We start from the raw sequence: 18,804 nt of genomic DNA, 5'->3' as shown, positions 1-18,804 counted from the left end.
CTCATTTCCCTCCCTTCTTGGACTTAGTGTAATCACGCTTTCTAGGCTCAATCAGTGAAACATCCACTTCTTCGTAAAAAAGCTCTGGGAGTTTTGTATTTCCATCAAACTTCGCCATTGTCGTTTTCAGCCACTCATCATCATTCCTGTCAGGGAACTCAGGTTTGTAATGGGCACCTCGACTTTCATTTCTCTGATATGCTCCCAAGGTTATCACATGTGCTAAGTTAATCATGCCCTCTAACTGTCTAGTAAAGCTCGCACCAGCGTTACCAACTAGCTGTGTCTTCAATATTGATGTTTTGATAGCGCTCTTTGATTTCCTGAAGCTTCTCATATGCGGCCTTTAGTTTTTTATTTTCTCTAACGACTGTGACATTAGCCGTCATCAATTCCCCAAGCTCTTTATGAAGGAGATAGGCGTTCTCTTTACCGTCCATTTTAAGGATGGACTTATATTTTCTCTCATCTTCCTGAACCATTTCCGAGTAGAAATTTGGCGAGAATGAATCCGCGGATTTATCCAAGCCATTTATATATTCCAGGGCAGAAGGGCCGGCAACCATACCACCGTAGACTGCGGAAAGCAATGAATTGGCGCCTAATCGGTTTGCTCCGTGCTGTGAGTAATCGCATTCTCCTGCGGCAAATAAACCATGGATATTTGTCCTTTGTCGATAATCAACCCATAGACCCCCCATAGAATAATGGACAGCCGGAAAAATTTTCATTGGCACTTTACGCGGGTCGTCCCCCATGAACTTTTCATAAATCTCCATAATTCCACCAAGCTTGATATCCAGCTGCCGTGAATCAATATGTGACAAATCCAGATAGACTTTATTCTCCCCATCAATTCCTAGCTTTTGGTTCACACATACATCGAAAATTTCTCTCGTTGCGATATCTCTAGGAACTAGGTTCCCGTAAGCAGGATATTTTTCCTCGAGAAAATACCATGGCTTTCCATCTTTGTATGTCCAGACACGGCCTCCTTCCCCACGGGCTGATTCACTCATTAAACGATTTTTATCGTCACCTGGAATGGCTGTCGGGTGGATTTGAATAAATTCTCCATTAGCATAATAAGCCCCTTGTTCATACAACCTTCCAGCAGCGTAACCGGTATTAATGGTTGAATTCGTTGATTTGCCAAAAATCACCCCGGGACCACCCGTTGCAATGATGACAGCATCAGCGCTGAAAGCCTTTATTTCCATAGTCCGGAGATTCTGAGCAGTAATCCCCCTGCAAACCTCGGTATCGTCTATAATTGCGGATACAAATTCCCAATTCTCGTATTTCGTTACAAGTCCTTGTGTTTCAAACATCCTCACCTGTTCATCCAATGCATAAAGCAATTGCTGCCCTGTTGTTGCACCAGCGAATGCGGTACGGTGATGCTGCGTTCCACCAAATCTCCTGAAATCAAGCAGACCTTCTGGTGTACGATTGAACATGACACCCATCCTGTCAAACATATGGATGATTTTTGGCGCGGCTTCACACATTGCCTTTACAGGAGGCTGATTAGCCAAAAAATCCCCGCCATACACTGAGTCATCAAAATGTTCCCACGGAGAATCATTCTCTCCCTTAGTATTAACGGCTCCATTGATTCCGCCTTGCGCACAGACTGAGTGTGACCTTTTGACAGTAACAATTGAAAATAAATCAACCATCGTCCCTTTTTCAGCAACCTTGATCGCTGCCATCAGCCCTGCAAGACCACCGCCTACAATCACGATTCTTCCTTTGCCCATTTGAATGCCCTCCTATCCAGCTATTAAGCAAATGCTAAAATTGCGCGTACACCAATGATGGATAGTACGACAAATAACCCGAATGTAATATAAGAAAAAACTTTTTGTGATTTTGGCGATACAGTGATTCCCCACGTAATGAGGAATGTCCAAACACCATTGGCAAAATGGTATATTGCCGAAACAATTCCAATGATATACAAGGTCAAAGAAAATGGGTTATCTACAATATTGGCCATCAAATGAAAGTTGGCTTCTACGCCAAAAAACTCTACCTGGATTTTCGTTTCCCAAATATGCCAGGTAACAAAGATAAACGTAATAACTCCAGTAATTCTTTGGAGATAGAACTTCCAATTGCGCACATATCCATATTGGCCAACATTGTTTTTTGCCTGGAGCGCAATATAAAGTCCATAAATAGCATGAAAATACATAGGGATAAAAATAATAAACGCTTCTAGAAAGTATTTGAATGGCAGATTCACCATGATTCCTGCTGCAGTATTATAAGCATCCTGCCCCCAAGTTGCTGTGTAGTTCACGAAGAGATGAACAGTCAGGAACACCCCTACCGGGATAATTCCTGACAATGAATGTAGCTTTCGATATAAATGCTGGTTTTTACCGCGCTCTAACATCAATCTGCCTCCCTTATCTTCACTCATTAAAGCAAAACGGTTTCTCTCTGACTTTTCCTTTCCATCAATTCCTTGCCTGCTATTCCCGGATGGGTCATCTCAAATGGATTTAGAATGGTTTCTAACTCTTCTGCCGTTAACACTCCCCGTTCAAGCACGATATCACGGACGGCTCTGTTGGCTACTATCGCTTCTCTCGCAACAGATGCAGCTGTCTCATACCCAACATGAGGATTGATGGCAGTTATCACACCGACACTATTATTCACATAAGCCTCCATTCTCTCTTTATTGGCTGTGATTCCACTCAGGCAATGTTCTTGGAATACAGTGAAGACATTTGTCATGATTTTAATTGACTGCAGTAAGTTAAACACAATGACAGGCTCCATGACGTTCAGCTCGAATTGTCCAGCTTCTGAGGCCATACTGATCGTCAAATCGTTTCCTACAACCTGGAAAGCACTCTGATTAAGAACTTCCGCCATAACTGGATTTACCTTGCCCGGCATGATGGAAGAACCAGGCTGGCGTGCAGGGAGGTTTATCTCACCAAATCCGCACCGTGGTCCAGATGTCATCATCCTTAGATCATTCGCAACCTTTGACATGTTTAACATACAAACCTTCAATGCTGCCGAAACTTCTATATAGCAATCTGTATTCTGTGTTCCGTCGACTAGATTCTCAGAACCGGATAATGGCAAACCAGTGAACTCAACCAGATATCCGATTGCTTTATCAATATATTCTGGATCGGCATTTAGCCCTGTTCCGACTGCCGTTGCTCCCATGTTCACTTCATATAGATGTTCCCTTGTCGCTTTGACTCTCTTAATATCTCTTTTTAGTACTTTTGCATATGCATTAAACTCCTGACCAAGACGAATGGGTACAGCATCCTGTAAATGAGTCCTGCCCATTTTGATGATTCCATCAAACTCATTCGCCTTGTCTATGAACCCTTGATGTAATTCATCCATAACTTTTAACAATTGATTTAGGGTCGAAAGTGTAGATAAGTGAATGGCAGTTGGAAAAGAATCATTCGTTGACTGTGCCATGTTCACATGGGAATTTGGACTGATGATTTTATAATTGCCTTTAGCTTCTCCCAACAATTCGAGAGCACGGTTTGCAATTACTTCATTCGTATTCATATTGATTGAAGTACCGGCGCCTCCCTGGATTGGATCTACAATATACTGGTCATGCAGCTTGCCTTGGATCACTTCATCAGCTGCATGTGCTATCGCTTCAGCAAGTGCTCGATCGAGTTGCCCAATATCCGCATTTGCAAGTGCTGCTGCTTTCTTTACCATCGCCATCGCCTTGATTAAAGATTCATCGATCCTTGACCCTGTGATCGGAAAATTTTCAATGGCTCGTATTGTCTGCACACCATAATATGCTTCAATAGGGACCAGCTTCTCCCCCAAGAAATCCTTTTCAATCCTAAATTGATCCATCATTTCAACCATCTCTTTTCCTATTAAAATTAGACAGCCGCCCTCATGGAGCGGCTGCTTCTCAAAGGCGTGATTTTAAAGAACGATCGTGCTTAAGAGGATGCCGATACTGACTGCCCCTATCGTTGCAACTAGTCCAGGAATCATAAAGCTGTGGTTTAAAACGTATTTTCCGATTCTTGTCGTGCCCGTACTGTCAAAGTTAATTGCCGCTACTACAGTAGGATAGTTCGGAATGAAGAAATATCCATTTACTGCAGGGAACATTGCGATTAACAGTGCCGGATTGATACCAAGTGTAATCCCTAGCGGCATTAAAGTTCGGACTGTAGCTGCTTGGCTGTACAGAAGGATGGAAAGTGCGAATAGCGCAACTGCGAATAGCCACGGAGCTGCCGTTACCAGATCAGAAATCGAACCGGAAATCAGAGCCATGTTTCCCTGGAAGAATGTATCCCCCATCCAGGCAATCCCAAAGATGGCGACAACTGCAGCAGCACCAGCTTTGAACACGCTGCCGGAAACGATATCTTCAACTTTTGGCTTCGCAAAGATAATGATCATGGCTGCGATTGTTAGCATGACAATCTCAATTGCCGCAGGCATACTCATTCTAGTGAATACACCCTCAATTTCCCAGCCAGGGCGCAATTCCTGGAAGGAGCCAAGAATAACAACGAGTACTGCTGCCAATAAGAACAGAATGACGGATAGTTTTGCACCTGGATTTGGATTGAACGCCTTTTTGTCTTTCTTGATAGGAGCGAGTCCTTCTTCCAGTCGTCTGAGATAATCTGGATCCATATTCAGTTCCTTGCCCATTTTGCTAGCAACAAATGCTGCTCCCATGCAAGCGAGGAATGTCGACGGAATACAGATTAGAAGAATCTGCAATAAGCTAATGTTGAAGTCTGCAAGAAGCGCAAGAAGCGCGACTGTTGCAGCGGAGATTGGACTGGCTGTAATAGCCTGCTGAGATGCGATAACAGCAATAGACATTGGACGTTCCGGCCGGATACCCGATTCTCTGGATACCTCTGCTATTACTGGCAATACTGAGTAGGCAACGTGGCCAGTACCAGCACATAAAGTAAATAAATAGGTGACCATCGGCGCAATGAACGTGATTCTTTTAGGATTTTTACGCAATGCTTTCTCTGCAAGGTAGACAAGATATTCCATTCCTCCAGCTGCCTGAAGTGCTCCAGCCGCTGTAATGACTGCCAGTATCATCAGCATTACGTCAATCGGTGCAGATGTTGGCTGGAGTCCGAAGCCGAAAACAAGGATTCCAAGACCTACACCGCCCATAACCCCAAGTCCAACACCACCAAGCCTGGCTCCTATGAAGATACATATCAGGACAATTAAAAATTGGATCCAAAACATATTGATGACCTCCTTGATATTTTCAAATGATTTCTTAATGTTAAATGAAGGATGAACATGTTTTTTAGATTATTTGCAAAGAACAACCCCCTCCGCTCAACTTAGTGAAACATTTCACAAGTGTAAATCTAATTGCGTTTAGTGTCATTTAGCATTAGAGTGAAATAAATTCTGTTTCCTTTGACACCCATAGAATAATTCCTGCCCTACTGAAAACTACAAAAAGTAACAAACCAAATTCTCTTCTTAATAATATTGTCAAAATTACACATTACAAGTTCCCTCAGGTAGATTAAAATATTATTGTTTCCCAATTTATATAAGTCATGCAAGAATACTAACATTATAGATTTTGAAATGAGGCGGGATGATGAAAGAAAAACTGCTCCTTTACTTGGCAATTGTTATTGCGGTTCCGATTGGCGGGGAGATGAAATTTTATCCTTTTGAAGGCGATATGAGAGTAAGTCTTGGAACGCCGGTCTTTTTCTTTATTTTGTTATGGTCCAGAAAGTTGCATCCATTATTGGCCGGTATGGCTGCAGGTACGGCAGTTGTCCTGTTTAGAGTTACATTATTTGGTTTCACTGAAGATACTAGCCTGCTTTTTGAAGCGTTTCTTCTGCACTTCCCTGTCTTCTTCTATTATTTGAATTTTGCACTATTATTTTATTTTTTTAAAATCAATACATTTTATAGCAAGCCGATTTTTGTTGGATTGCTTGGAGTCATAGTTGAGATTGCAGCAAGTATGACCGAAATTTTTCTCCGTTCCTTTATCTCACATTCTCAAATCAATCTAAGTACATTCTTGACCATTGGTATGATTGCAATTTTCCGAAGCTTTTTTGTATTAGGCTTTTTTAATATCTTCGTCATCAGAGAAGCTAAATTATCTGAAGAGCAACAAAGAAAACGGAATGAACAAATGCTCATGCTAATATCTAATTTATATGTAGAAATGATTCAGCTAAAGAAGACAATGAAAAATGCCGAAACCCTGACAACTGGATGTTATTCATTTTATAGAGAGTTAAAAGAGGAACAACAAGAAAAACATGCTCATACAGCACTAAGAATCGCAGGTGAATTGCATGAAATCAAGAAAGACAACCAGCGAATATATTCCGGTCTGACTAAGCTGATGGTCAAGGAAAACCTTAGTGACTTTATGGAAATTGATGAAATTCTGGAAGTAGTCAATAAATGTAATAGAAACTATGCAGATTCATTAGGCAAATCGATTGAAATTATAAATAATGTTTCCGGGGAGCACCCTCCCTATCATACATTCATGCTATTATCTGTGATTAATAACCTTGCAACAAATGCCGTGGAAGCCATTCAACAAACAGGTGAAATCCATCTGGATATTAGCACTTTGCATGATACCTTGGTGATTCAGGTAAAAGATAATGGACCAGGTATAACTGATCGGGATAGGCCTCTCGTTTTTGAGCCTGGATTTACCACTAAGTTCACTCAGGATGGGGATGCATCAAACGGCATCGGACTTTCTTATGTCAAGAATGCTATTGAGAACCTTGGCGGAAAAATCATCCTTGAACAGAAGAGTATAAGCAGTATCTTTAGTACGGTTTTTATCATTGAGGTTCCAATTCGAAGTCTTACAATGGGAGGCTAATCATAATGCGTTTTTTTATTGTAGATGATTCACCGGCTATAAGAGCGATGCTGGCAAACATAATTGAAGACCAGGATTTGGGGTCAGTTGAAGGAGAGGCTGAAGATGGTTCTGAAGTTTATCCTGACATTCTCGAAGTAAAAGGTATTGATATATTACTGATTGATTTATTGATGCCAAATCGTGATGGGCTTGAAACCATAAAGGAGATAAGTAATTCATTCAATGGAAGTATCATTATGATTTCTCAAGTGGAATCGAAGGAACTGATTGGGGAAGCTTATGGACTTGGTGTCGAGTATTATATTACCAAACCCCTTAACAAGCTTGAAGTCTCTAGTGTCATCAAGAAAGTTTGCGAAAATTTGATACTAAAAAAATCCCTTATGGATATTCAGCGTTCACTCAACATGCTCCCGGGATTCAAAACAGAAACAAGTCTACCTCTGAGCAAACATTCGATCGTCAGTGCTGGGAAGAATATCCTATTCGACTTAGGTATTATCAGCGAAAGTGGCAATAAAGACCTGCTAGACCTGCTAAGTATCCTCTACAAACATGAGCAGAATGGTGTCAAAGAAACACCTCCGTTAAAAGATTTATTTGAAGAGATGATAAATAAACGCTTAGGAACAAGCGCTTCTGCTGCAGATGTACGAAAAGAGGTAAAAGCGGGAGAACAGCGTGTCCGAAGGGCATTGCAACAGGCCTTAGAACATCTAGCTTCATTGGGACTGACGGATTATTCAAACCCTAAGTTTGAGCATTATAGCAGTTCATTTTTCGACTACACACAGGTACGAATGAAAATGCTGGAGTTAGAAGGTAAAACTGAAACGTGTGCAATTCCTCCCCGTTCCAACATTAAAAAGTTCTTGCAGGCCCTATATATGGAAGCGCGAAAGTCACTTAAATCATAAATGCATGCATAAAAATAATAAGATCCAGGGGGAAGCCTCTGGGTCTTTATTTCATTTCAGCACCAAGTTCAACAGGGTTCTGCCCTTTATTTGAGTAAGTTTTAAATGACGGCAATATAATCGTCACCTCTGTGCCAACTCCTCTTTCGCTCTTGAAGGAGATCGTACCGCCCATTGCCTCAATGATTTTAATCGACACTGAAGTCCCAAGTCCTGTACCTTTATCTTTTGTTGTATAAAATAATGTACCGAGTCTCGCAATTTGCGCACTATCCATTCCTTTTCCATTATCCGAAACCACAATATATGATTCATTACCGACCGCAGCCTGGCTAATGATGACTTCACCGCCATCATCGGTAGCCTCAATTGCGTTCTTTATAATATTCACAAGAGCTTGTTTCAGCTGGTTCCTGTCTGTTTTTGCAAAAACCCCCCACTCAAGCCTGACATTTACCTGCACCCCTTCTTTTGCCGCGAAGGCTTCCAGCAGGATAGTCACTTCTGAAATGATATCCGCAAGCTCTGCGTCCTCCAGCTTTTCAAATTGGGGTTTTGCGAAATTCAGGTAATCATTTATGATGGATTCCGCCCTTCCAAGCTCGGTCAGCACGAGACTCAAATAGTAAAAGTTATCTCCCTTTTCCTGCTTGTGCATCATTTGCAGAAAACCTTTCACTACAGTGAGTGGATTCCTGATTTCATGGGCAATGGAGGCTGCAAGTTCCCCTAATGTATTAAGTTTTTCAGCCCGGAGGATTTCTTTCCTCATCAGCTCCTTTTCAAGCAATGCCTCATTAAGGACCGCTGCCAGCCATACAGAGAAGATTTGAATGACACCAAAGATCGAAACATTCATCAAGATTTTATTCGCATCTTCAGCCGCGGCATTATTGATGACAATATTGGTGACCAAAATGATGAGCATAGAAAGTGAGGGCCAGAAACCAACAATGACAGCAGTCCTGACCCTCTTCTTTGCATCAAAGGTCCAGAACCTCTTCATGAAAAGGAAGGGAATGAACGCTGCCAAAAAGCCGCTCGAATAACCAAGAAGTATATCCCCTCCCATGAAGGTCCTAGTAGCCAGATATGTAAGCAACACCATGCCTCCGGCAATCGGCCCTCCATACAGGAAGGCAACCACCATCGGCACATAACGAAGATCCCAATATAGCCCGCCAAGTTCATATGAAAACACCAGCGAGAGAAACAGAGCAAGACTTTGGAGGATCCCGCATAAATATGGTGATTTCCCAACGCTTTTGTTATCAAAAAGGACACTGTGAATAAAAATAGGCAGCAAAATGATCAAAACATTCAACAGGAGTTTTTCGACGAGCATTTTATCTTCTCCAATCGAAGAGAGTTAAATAGTATAGCCCAAACGTAGTATCTTCTTTTTAGGAATACGACAAAGTTTTCATGATTCCTCTATTCCCCGGGAAATTTGTCATATATTAGTACAAAAAAAGGAGCCCTGAGGCCCCTGCTAAGAATTCATTAACATTTTCTTTTCAAGCTGGCTTGTATACAGGTCATGGTAAAAACCTTTCTGTTCCAGCAATGATTCATGGCTGCCTTTTTCAATGATTTGCCCGCTTTCTATGACGATGATCTGATCAGCATTTTTGATCGTATTCAAGCGGTGGGCAATGATGAAGCTTGTTCTTCCCTTCAGCAGATACTGGAGGGCTTCCTGTATTTTCAGTTCCGTGATTGTATCAATGCTGCTGGTTGCTTCGTCGAGTATCAAGATTGCAGGATCAGCAAGGATGGCTCTGGCAATCGACAATAATTGCTTTTGCCCCTGGCTTATTCCTGCGTCATCCTGGCTAAGCTCAGTATCATATCCTTCCGGCAACCGTTGGATGAAGGAATGGGCATTCGCAGCCCTGGCAGCATTCTCCACTTCCTCGTCTGTTGCATCCAGTCTTCCATAGCGGATATTCTCCCTGATGCTTCCCTGGAACAGGAATGAATCCTGAAGGACGAAACCCATCTGTTTTCGCAAGCTTTCGCGAGTTATCTTTTTGCTGTCGTGCCCATCAATTAAGATTTCCCCTTGATCCGGTTCATAAAAACGGGAAATCAAGTTGACGATCGTCGACTTCCCAGCACCGGTCGGGCCGACCAATGCAATCGTCTGGCCAGGTTTCGCCTGGAAGTTCAATTGAGATACAGTATCTCCTCCTTTTTCATAGGAAAAAGATACATCCTTGAACTCGACCTTCCCGAGGATATTCTGGAGTGGCTCTGCTCCATTTTCATCTACAGCCTCTTCTTCCGTATCAATGATGTCAAAGACACGGTCGGCTCCTGCCACAGCTGACAGCAATGTATTGAACTGGTTCGACAGATCATTCAATGGCCTTGTGAACTGCCGGGAGTATTCGGTGAAGATGACGATTGTCCCGATCGTTACGTATCCTCTTAAGGCGAAGAAGCCGCCTACCCCTGCCACAATGGTAAAACTGAGGTTATTGAGCATATTCATCAATTTTGGGATAAAGCCGGTAAATGTCTGGGCCCAGTAGCCTGAGTCCTTCAGCTGCTGGTTTTTCATTCGGAACTCTTCGATGACTTTTGCTTCCTGGGAAAAGGATTTGATGATCTTTTGTCCAGAAATTGTTTCCTCAATATACCCATTCATCTCTCCAAGCCGGCGTTGCTGTTCCTTATACAATTTGCCGGTACGGCTCGTAATCCATTTCATGCCCATGAACATCAATGGAACGATCATCATCGTCACCAGGGTAAGTAACGGACTCAGCCAAATCATGACTGCCAGTGTTCCCACGAGCGTAAGTACGCTTGAAAATATCTGGATGACAGAGGAGTTCAGAGTCGCACTGACATTTTCAATATCATTGGTGACCCTGCTCATCAGTTCTCCATGCTGGCGCTTGTTGAAGAAATCAATCGAGAGCTTGTGAAAATGGCTGAATAGCTGCCTCCTCATTGTATAGACGGTTTTCTGGGCAATTCCGATCATCCAGTAGCTTTGGAACCACAATGATAAGGAATGCATTACGTAAACGGCTGCAAGGCCGATTAACAGCCAGATGAAACCATCCGTCGAATTTGTCGCAAAATACTCATCGATGCCCCATCCGATCAGGAATGGGCCCAGCAATCCAAGTGCAGAACTCGCGACAACCATTAAAAGGACGAGGATCAGCAGGCTCCGCTGGTCTGCAAGATAGGACCAGATCCGCCTGATTGTCGGCGCAATCCCTTTTACAGTATTCTTTTGGCTGCCTGTCATGTTTTCTTTTCGCTTCCTTAACATCCTGCCTGCACCTCCCCGAACTGGGAGTTGTAGATTGCTTGATATAGAGAAGAATGCTTAAGCAGGTATTGATGGTCGCCATAGCCAATGATAGAGCCGTCTTCAAGCAAGAGGATTTTATCTGCTTCCTTGGCGGTGCTGATCTTTTGGGTAATGATGACTGTCGTACAATCATATTTGCTTATCGCATGCAGCAGCTTTGCTTCTGTTTTTAAATCCAGCGCACTTGTGCTGTCATCGAGCAGAAGGATTTTCGGTTTTTTAATCAATGCACGAGCAATAGATAAGCGCTGCTTCTGGCCCCCTGAAAGGTTGACACCTTTCTGTCCAAGAAGCGTATCGTACTGGTTCGGCAATTTCTTGATTGTTTCATGGATTTGGGCATCTGATGCTGCCTTGACCATCTCTGCCTCAGTCGCATCCTGTTTCCCCCAGGCGAGGTTCTCCTTGATCGACCCGGTGAACAGTAATGCCTCCTGGGGAACATAGCCGATTCCCTCCCTGAGACTTTTAAGCTTCAGATCCTTGATATTATGGCCGTCAATCCGGATTTCTCCAGTGGTCACATCATATAAGCGCGGAATCAGCTGGAACATGGACGTTTTGCCTGCACCGGTCGCTCCAAGGACTGCTACGGTTCCACCCTGATCGATTTTGAACGACAAATCATCAAGAATTGGTATATTGGTGTCCGGAAACTGGAACGAGACTTTGTCAAACTCAATTTTGCCTTCAGAAATCCCATAGACATCCCTGCTTCCATCGGTATCTTCAAGATCGATTCCCTCATTCAGGACTTCGGTTACACGTTCAGCTGAAGCCCGGGCACGTGAAAATACCATGATGATCCATGAGAACATTGAAAAAGCAGCAGTAATCCTGGCAGCGTAGTTGACGATCGCAACGACTTCACCTACTGAGACTCTGCCTGACTGGACATCTATTTTTCCAAACCAGAGAACAGCAATTACGCTCAGGTTCATGAAAAGCAGCAGAACCGGTATCGTAGCCTCAGTGACCCGCAAGGCAAAAACTGTGCGTTCTTTTAGATTGTTGTTCGCTGTTTCAAATCTTGTACCTTCATAGTTCCCCCTGGCATAAGCCTTGATCAGTCTCATGCCAACAAGGTTTTCTCTCATGACGCCATTTACTCTGTCAAGACGTTTTTGGACACTTTTAAACAAACCCCCAGCCTTTCTCATGATCCATATAAGGAAAATCAGCAAAGGCGGGATGATGATGACAAATGGAAGAGCCAATTTCACATGGACCATCATGGCCATGATGATTCCCCCGATTACCAGCAACGGAGCGCGCATTGCAATCCGCAGGCTCATGAAGAACGTGTTCTGGAGCTGTGTCACATCATTGGTGATCCTCGTGATCAATGACGAAGATGGGAAATGGCTGAAGTTTGTGAAGGAGAAAGCCTGGACCTTGGAAAACAGCTTTTCACGAATGTCAAAGCCAAAACTTTGCCCTGCATGAGCAGCTATAAACGAATTTGCGATACCCGATGCAAAGGCAAGGATGGAGATCCCGAGCATGACTCCGCTCCATTTGATGACCGTGTCGAGGTCACGTGCAACAATTCCTTCATCGATGATCTTCGCAATTAAAAGCGGCTGGAAAAGCTCCACAGCCAGTTCGATGAGCATTAAGCTAAGCGCAGCCGCGATTGGGATGCGATACGGTTTTACAAATGAAAATATATTCATGAAGATGGTACCCCCAGTTGACCAATGCCGTTATTTCGTCTTCCGAATTTTATATCTACTATCATACTCCTTTTAACGAATTTTTTGAATTAAAAGATATAAAAAACGGTCCATTTTCAGGACCGTCCATACTTTCATCCAGTTTGTTGTCCCTGCCCGGTTTCAGGTTGTGCTGCTTTTACTGCGTTGATTAGAGGTTTCTTTTGAATAATAAATAAGAATAAATATAAGGTGCAACGATAGTCAAAGCTATGACGGTGAATAATACCGGTACCTTCCAACTGACAGGTGCGAAGGTAGCCAGGATCATCACTAGACCGCCAAAAAAGAAGATTTTTGAAGCAGCCCGATGTGTCTTTTTCCAAACTTCATCACTGCTTAGTGTCCACGGAGTCCGAATTCCGATGAAAAAGTTAGACCGGACCTGCGGCATATAGTTTCCAAGGATCATAAAAATAATTCCGACCACCAATGGTCCGATACTGCCAATAGGGACATCATAACCAATTGCATTTGCCAGCATCAGGATGTTGATGACAAAAAGGACTCCTAAAATGGCATTCAATATAATATTATAGCTTTTCGAGAAGTACTTATAATTTGTTTTCCTCGGATCCACTTTTGGCAAGAAAACCATGGATAAATAGAGGATCACCATGATCCCAAGCGTAGAGAACATCGCATTGAGTTTAGAAGCAAATCCATTTGCTTCGCCATTCACATCCCAGTGGATTGGCATTTGTTCAGGCAGCTTCGGAAACGCAAGGATCCACGCAAGAATCAAAAGACCAATCATAGTCAAAGGCAGTACATGCTTTTTCATTTTATTTTTCCCCTTCCCGGTCTTTATTATTTTCAGTGAAGCTGAACGCCCAACTGATGAGCTCCTGGAAGACTGTCGTATGAAGAGAATAGATGACGTATTGTCCCTGCTTCTCATCCTGGATCAGCCCGGCATTCTTCAACAGTTTCAAGTGTTGTGAAATGCTTGGTTTTGTCATGTTAAAGTGGTCTGCGATTTCTCCAGCTGTCATATCCCTGTCCTTCAACAGATCGAGGATCTTTCTTCTGGTAGGGTCCGAAAGTGCTTTAAATGCATCATTCAAGCTAAAGACCTCCCTTTACGTGATTTAGGTATTTAGTTATTTAACTAAATACTAAACCGTTTTCCTGATTTTTGCAATTCTTTTTCATGATAAAACCGGCTGCACTTTGACAGCCGGCTAATTTATTGGAGGAAAAGGTTGATTACTATATTGGTTTTCAGGAACCAATAATGCCCTTATGCAACAGTTTCCTTTCCCATAAGGGCATCTTTATGACCTAATGNTTCCCTTATGCNGGAGTTTCCCCTCTCATAAGGGCATCTTTATGACCTAATGGTATCCTTATGTAGGAGTTTCCCCTCTCATAAGGGCATCTTTATNGCCTAATGGTACCCTTATGCAGGGGTTTCACTTATCATAAGGGCACCATTAGGAACTATGCGCACTCACAAGCAGCGCTTTCTCTTTTTTTTATCCATTATGAATTCTGCACTAGGTGGTCTTTCAATTGGTCCCTCAATGCACGCTTCAGGAATTTTCCTACTGAGGTTTTCGGGATCTCTTCCATGAACACCACATCATCTGGCAGCCACCACTTGGCGAACTGCGGAGCAATGAAATCAAGCAGCTCCTGCTTGTCGACTTGACCCTTGTATTGTTCTTTAAGGACGACACAGGCAATCGGGCGTTCCTGCCATTGTTCATGTGGAACAGCGACGACACTTGCCTCGAATACGGCATCATGCGCCATAAGAGCGTTCTCAAGGTCAACAGACGAAATCCATTCACCGCCGCTCTTGATCAGGTCCTTTGTCCGGTCAACAAGCTTGATGACGCCTTCTTCATCCACGGTGGCGACATCGCCGGTATATAGCCAGCCATCACGGAATGCATCTTCTGATCGTTCATCCTTGTAATATTCATCGGCAATCCATGGGCCACGCAGCAGCAGCTCTCCCATTTCCTCGCCATCCCATTTCACTTCACCATTTCCGCCGATGACTTTCATCTCAAGACCTGGTACGAGCAGGCCCTGCTTTGAACGGATATCGAGGATTTCATCTTCCTCAAGCCCAACCTGATAGCTCTTCAGGCGGGAAACCGTGGCCAATGGCGTAGTTTCAGTCATGCCATATGCGTGCAGGAATGGAATTTTGTACTTCGTTTCGAATGCTTTGATCATGCCGCGCGGTGCAGCAGAACCTCCACAGACGATCGACCTTAATGAAGAAGTATCATAGCTTCCTTTTTCCAATTCATTCAGCAGCCCTAACCAGATCGTCGGCACTCCTGCGGTGAAGGTGACCTTTTCCTGTTCAATCAGATCTGCCAGCAGCTTAGGCGTGAACAGCGGACCCGGCAGCACCTGGGTCGAACCGAACCATGTCGCGGCAAATGGCAGGCCCCAGGCATTGGCATGGAACATCGGGACAACCGGCAGTACGACATCGGTTTCCGACAATGCAGCAGTATCGGCCAGGCCAAACGCGAAACTGTGGAGGACGATGCCTCTATGGGAGTAAACCACTCCCTTTGGATTGCCGGTTGTTGCCGAAGTGTAGCACATTCCGGCCGGTTCATTTTCATCTATATCTTTTACGAATTCAAATTCAGGGCTGGATTCCCGCAATAGTTCTTCATATGAATAGACAGGTTCCAATGTTGTTTCCGGCAGCTCGTCTTTGTCGGTCATGATGATATATGCTTCCACCGTTTTAAATTGATCCTTGCTCCGCTCAATCAGCGGCACCAGATCCTCATCGACAAGCAACACCTTATCTTCCGCATGATTGATAATGTAGGAGACATGCTCGGGAGATAACCGAATATTGATCGTATGGAGCACAGCCCCCATTCCAGGTGCAGCGAAATAGACTTCCAGGTGACGATGGTGGTTCCAGGCAAAAGTACCGACACGGTCACCTTTTTCGACACCAAGCTTTTCAAGCGCGCTGGCAAGTCTGCGGGTCCGCTCGCCAATCTCCTTGTAGGTGAATCGGTGAATACCTGATAGAGTCCTCGACACTACCTGCTTTTTCGGGAAAAATTTTTCTGCTCTTTCCAATAGTGATCCTACTGTCAATGGAACATTCATCATAACCATCCATTCCCCTTCCGCTCACTAAGAATATTTATTTACCCTGTTCTCTAAACCAAGCCACTCTTTCAAAACTTCTTCTGTCTGCTCTCCTTTTTCGGGTGGAGTTAAACCCTTCCGTGTTGGCAAATCACCGTGCATTTTAATTTGGCCTTCTGGCAGGATGAAGCTCTTTTCCTTCCAATATGGATAATCTGACAACTCCCCGGCCTCGAGGACAGGGGTCAGGCAGCAGTCAACCTTCATGCCGAATTCTGCCCACTCTGACAATGATTTGCTTTTAAACAACTGAACGAGCTCGACGTATACAGGATTCGATTCTTCCGGTCTCGAATAATGCGCTGGCTGCCAATCCGTCCGCCCGACACCCTGGCAAAAATTGTCCCAAAACTTTGGCTCAAGAGCACCCAGGCTGACATAGCGGCCATTCTTGGTTTCGTAAATTCCATACCCGATGACCGTACCATTAAGGACGGACACGCCATGCTGGTATCCCGTTTCTTTTCCAATCAGCACATGGTTCGCCATCAGTGAAGCCATACTGTCGGCAATCGAGAGGCAGTGATAGCTTCCCTCCCCGGTTTTCCCCCTGGCCACAAGCCCTGCGAGAATCCGTTCACTCGCAGCCAATCCTCCGATATAATCGGAAAAAGTATGGGTTGGATGCACCGGCCTTCCTGTACTGTCTTTCAACTGGGCCAGAGCCCCGCTCAGGCTCATATAATTCAGGTCATGGCTGCCAAGGCTGCTCATTTCTCCTTTGGCGCCGTAGCCAGTAACCGAGCAATAGACGATGCCCGGGTTGTGCTTTTTCACGGCCTCATAGCCAAGCCCCAGCTTTTCCATAACACCAGGCCTAAAGCTTTCAACAACAACATCCGCCTCCGCAAGTAAATCGAGGGCAAGCATTTTCCCTTCGGTTTGCTTCAAATCGATTACGATGCTTTTTTTGCCGCGGTTATGGGCGCTAAAGACATATCCATGCCCAGTGTTCCTTGCCGGATCCCCGCCAGGCGCTTCGATCTTGACGACCTCCGCTCCGAGCTCCGCCAGCCTCAGCGTTGCAAAAGGACCCGGGATATAATTCGTGAAGTCGACGATCTTGATATCATTCAACATGTTCGAAAATCCTTTCCACTAAGTCGGCTGTCCTTTTGAAAACAATTCTTCCATTTGTTTACGCAGCATGAATTTCTGGATTTTTCCGCTCGCATTCCGTGGCAGCGCCTCAACAAATAGGTACTTGCGCGGGCGTTTGTAATTTGCCAGGCTGTCACTGTTCTTACACCATTCATCCAGGGTTTCTTCTGTTACATGGGGATCTTTTTTCACGACAAAAGCTGTAACGGATTCACCCCAGCGGTCATCCGGCTGCCCGACAATCGCCACATCAAGCACACCTTCATGGGCATGAAGTACATCCTCAACCTCGCGTGGATAAATATTTTCACCGCCGCTGATGATCATGTCATCCACCCTGTCCTTCACCCACAGATAACCTTCTTCATCGAGGTAGCCAATATCACCGGAATGGTACCAGCCTTTGTACATCGCTTTTTCCGTCGCTTCCTCACGATTGAAATAGCCGGACATCATGCATGGACCCTGGACGATTATTTCACCGCTTTCGCCTGGCGGAAGGACGTCTTCCGGATCGGACGGTCCATTCTCATTCGGGCGGACAATCCGGATTTCGTGATTCAGGCAAGCCTGGCCAGCGGCACCTGCTTTTGTCAGCTGGTCATCCTCAGAAAGGAAAGTGATTGCTGGGCCCATCTCCGTCATTCCATATGCCTGGACAAGCTTGATTCTCAGCTGGTCATGGCAGGCATGGACTAGGGACGGCGCCATCGGGGCTGCTCCATATAATCCAAGTTTCAGGCTTTCGATATTATAGTCTGATAGATTCTCCTGTAAAAGCATATTCCACATGGTTGGCGCGGCGAAGAACTTGGTGATTTTCTCCGAATCAATCAGCTCGAGTACTTTCTTTGGAGCGAATTGATGGAGGATGACATTGCTGCCGCCGACATGGATTCTAGGCAGGAATGCACAATGCAGTTCAGCGCAGTGAAACATTGGTGCAGTCACCAGTCCTTTATCATTCGCACCCAATTTCGTTGAACCGACAACAATCATGCTCTGCTCGACCATATTGCGATGTTTGTGCATGACTCCCTTTGGCCTGCCCGTCGTGCCGCTGGTATACATGATTGCGTACAGGTCGTCTTCATGAACGTCCATTTCAACTGGCTTTGGCTCAGCAGCTTTTACCTTTTCATGATAGCTCTGGGCATATTCTGGCGTATCTTCGTCGATATACCAGAAAGAGATATGCGGGAACCTGTTTTCAATCGAAGCAATGACTGGTTCCACTGTTTTTTCAAAAAGGACAACCTTAGGCGCTGCGTCCCCGAGGATGAACGCAACCTCTTCCCCCAACAGCCTGAAATTAATAGGATTGAAGACTGCGCCAATCTTCGCACAAGCAAAGAACGCGGTACCCAGCTCCTCGGTATTGAAAGTGAACGTAGAGACCCGGTCCCCCTTCTTCACTCCTTCAGAAAGAAGCGCATTGGCGAGCCTGTTCACCTCATCATTCCATTCACTGTACGTAAAACGGACATTCTTGCGGACATCATAGAGGGCTTCCTTATTCGGGAACTTCATTACGGTCAGGTCAAAAATCTTGCCGATCGTTGTGCTCATTTGCATTCCTCCTAATCAAATGTCGTTTTTTTGCTTTTCAGAGTAGCTGTATATGGAAATACCTTTGGTGACCTTTTTTTCTTTTTTCTGCTTTTTTCAGGCTCCAATAGCTCT

At 44.4% G+C, this 18,804-nt stretch carries 13 protein-coding genes and 1 pseudogene; 2 read left to right on the top strand and 12 right to left on the bottom strand.

Annotated elements, in window-relative coordinates:
- Position 1 precedes the first annotated feature (1 nt).
- The 4 genes and pseudogenes from sdhA to ACNAZ4_RS19365 form a co-directional block, all read right to left on the bottom strand.
- A pseudogene (sdhA, locus tag ACNAZ4_RS19380) lies at positions 2-1,715 on the bottom strand (succinate dehydrogenase flavoprotein subunit).
- A gap of 71 nt (positions 1,716-1,786) precedes the next feature.
- Positions 1,787-2,404, bottom strand: a complete 618-nt coding sequence (locus tag ACNAZ4_RS19375) for a succinate dehydrogenase cytochrome b558 subunit (protein ID WP_415817188.1) — start codon at positions 2,402-2,404, stop codon at positions 1,787-1,789.
- Positions 2,405-2,430: 26 nt separating this feature from the next.
- The gene (gene aspA / locus ACNAZ4_RS19370; RefSeq protein WP_415817186.1) at positions 2,431-3,876 is read right to left on the bottom strand and encodes an aspartate ammonia-lyase; all 1,446 of its coding nucleotides are present in this window, start codon (positions 3,874-3,876) and stop codon (positions 2,431-2,433) included.
- Positions 3,877-3,948: 72 nt separating this feature from the next.
- Positions 3,949-5,262 (bottom strand): anaerobic C4-dicarboxylate transporter family protein, encoded by a 1,314-nt coding sequence (locus ACNAZ4_RS19365; protein WP_415817182.1) that lies wholly within the window; start codon positions 5,260-5,262, stop codon positions 3,949-3,951.
- A 370-nt stretch (positions 5,263-5,632) separates the two neighbouring features.
- Between ACNAZ4_RS19365 and ACNAZ4_RS19360 the strand changes: the two genes are divergently transcribed.
- Both ACNAZ4_RS19360 and ACNAZ4_RS19355 read left to right on the top strand, forming a co-directional pair.
- On the top strand, positions 5,633-6,907 hold the full coding sequence (locus ACNAZ4_RS19360) for an ATP-binding protein (protein WP_415817180.1): 1,275 nt from the start codon (positions 5,633-5,635) through the stop codon (positions 6,905-6,907).
- A gap of 5 nt (positions 6,908-6,912) precedes the next feature.
- A complete protein-coding gene (locus ACNAZ4_RS19355; RefSeq protein WP_415817178.1) occupies positions 6,913-7,827 on the top strand; it encodes a response regulator in 915 nt (304 codons plus the stop codon).
- A 46-nt stretch (positions 7,828-7,873) separates the two neighbouring features.
- On the opposite strand, the gene ACNAZ4_RS19350 is transcribed toward ACNAZ4_RS19355, so the two are convergent.
- From ACNAZ4_RS19350 to ACNAZ4_RS19315, 8 genes are all read right to left on the bottom strand, one after another.
- Positions 7,874-9,172 carry an ATP-binding protein gene (locus ACNAZ4_RS19350; protein ID WP_415817176.1) on the bottom strand — a complete coding sequence of 433 codons (1,299 nt, stop codon included), beginning with the start codon at positions 9,170-9,172 and terminating at the stop codon, positions 7,874-7,876.
- Between the two features lie 147 nt (positions 9,173-9,319).
- Positions 9,320-11,119: an ABC transporter ATP-binding protein gene (locus ACNAZ4_RS19345; protein WP_415817174.1), complete on the bottom strand. Its 1,800-nt coding sequence runs from the start codon at positions 11,117-11,119 to the stop codon at positions 9,320-9,322.
- Positions 11,113-12,837 carry an ABC transporter ATP-binding protein gene (locus ACNAZ4_RS19340; RefSeq protein ID WP_415817172.1) on the bottom strand — a complete coding sequence of 575 codons (1,725 nt, stop codon included), beginning with the start codon at positions 12,835-12,837 and terminating at the stop codon, positions 11,113-11,115. The genes ACNAZ4_RS19345 and ACNAZ4_RS19340 overlap by 7 nt, the downstream gene beginning before the upstream one ends.
- A gap of 190 nt (positions 12,838-13,027) precedes the next feature.
- Positions 13,028-13,660, bottom strand: coding sequence for an SdpI family protein (locus ACNAZ4_RS19335; RefSeq protein ID WP_415817170.1), 633 nt, complete (start codon positions 13,658-13,660; stop codon positions 13,028-13,030).
- A gap of 1 nt (position 13,661) precedes the next feature.
- Entirely contained in the window at positions 13,662-13,943 is a 282-nt protein-coding gene (locus ACNAZ4_RS19330) for an autorepressor SdpR family transcription factor (RefSeq protein ID WP_415817168.1), read from the bottom strand.
- A 418-nt stretch (positions 13,944-14,361) separates the two neighbouring features.
- Positions 14,362-15,981, bottom strand: a complete 1,620-nt coding sequence (locus tag ACNAZ4_RS19325; protein WP_415817260.1) for a long-chain fatty acid--CoA ligase — start codon at positions 15,979-15,981, stop codon at positions 14,362-14,364.
- Between the two features lie 24 nt (positions 15,982-16,005).
- The gene (locus tag ACNAZ4_RS19320; RefSeq protein WP_415817166.1) at positions 16,006-17,100 is read right to left on the bottom strand and encodes a CaiB/BaiF CoA transferase family protein; all 1,095 of its coding nucleotides are present in this window, start codon (positions 17,098-17,100) and stop codon (positions 16,006-16,008) included.
- Between the two features lie 18 nt (positions 17,101-17,118).
- The gene (locus ACNAZ4_RS19315; RefSeq protein ID WP_415817164.1) at positions 17,119-18,690 is read right to left on the bottom strand and encodes a fatty acid--CoA ligase; all 1,572 of its coding nucleotides are present in this window, start codon (positions 18,688-18,690) and stop codon (positions 17,119-17,121) included.
- Positions 18,691-18,804 lie beyond the last annotated feature (114 nt).

Source organism: Mesobacillus thioparans (genome assembly GCF_965138835.1).
Taxonomy (GTDB): Bacteria; Bacillota; Bacilli; order Bacillales; family Cytobacillaceae; genus Mesobacillus; species Mesobacillus thioparans.
The sequence above is the reverse complement of the archived record's forward strand: the minus strand, read 5'-3'. Positions and strand labels throughout refer to the sequence as shown.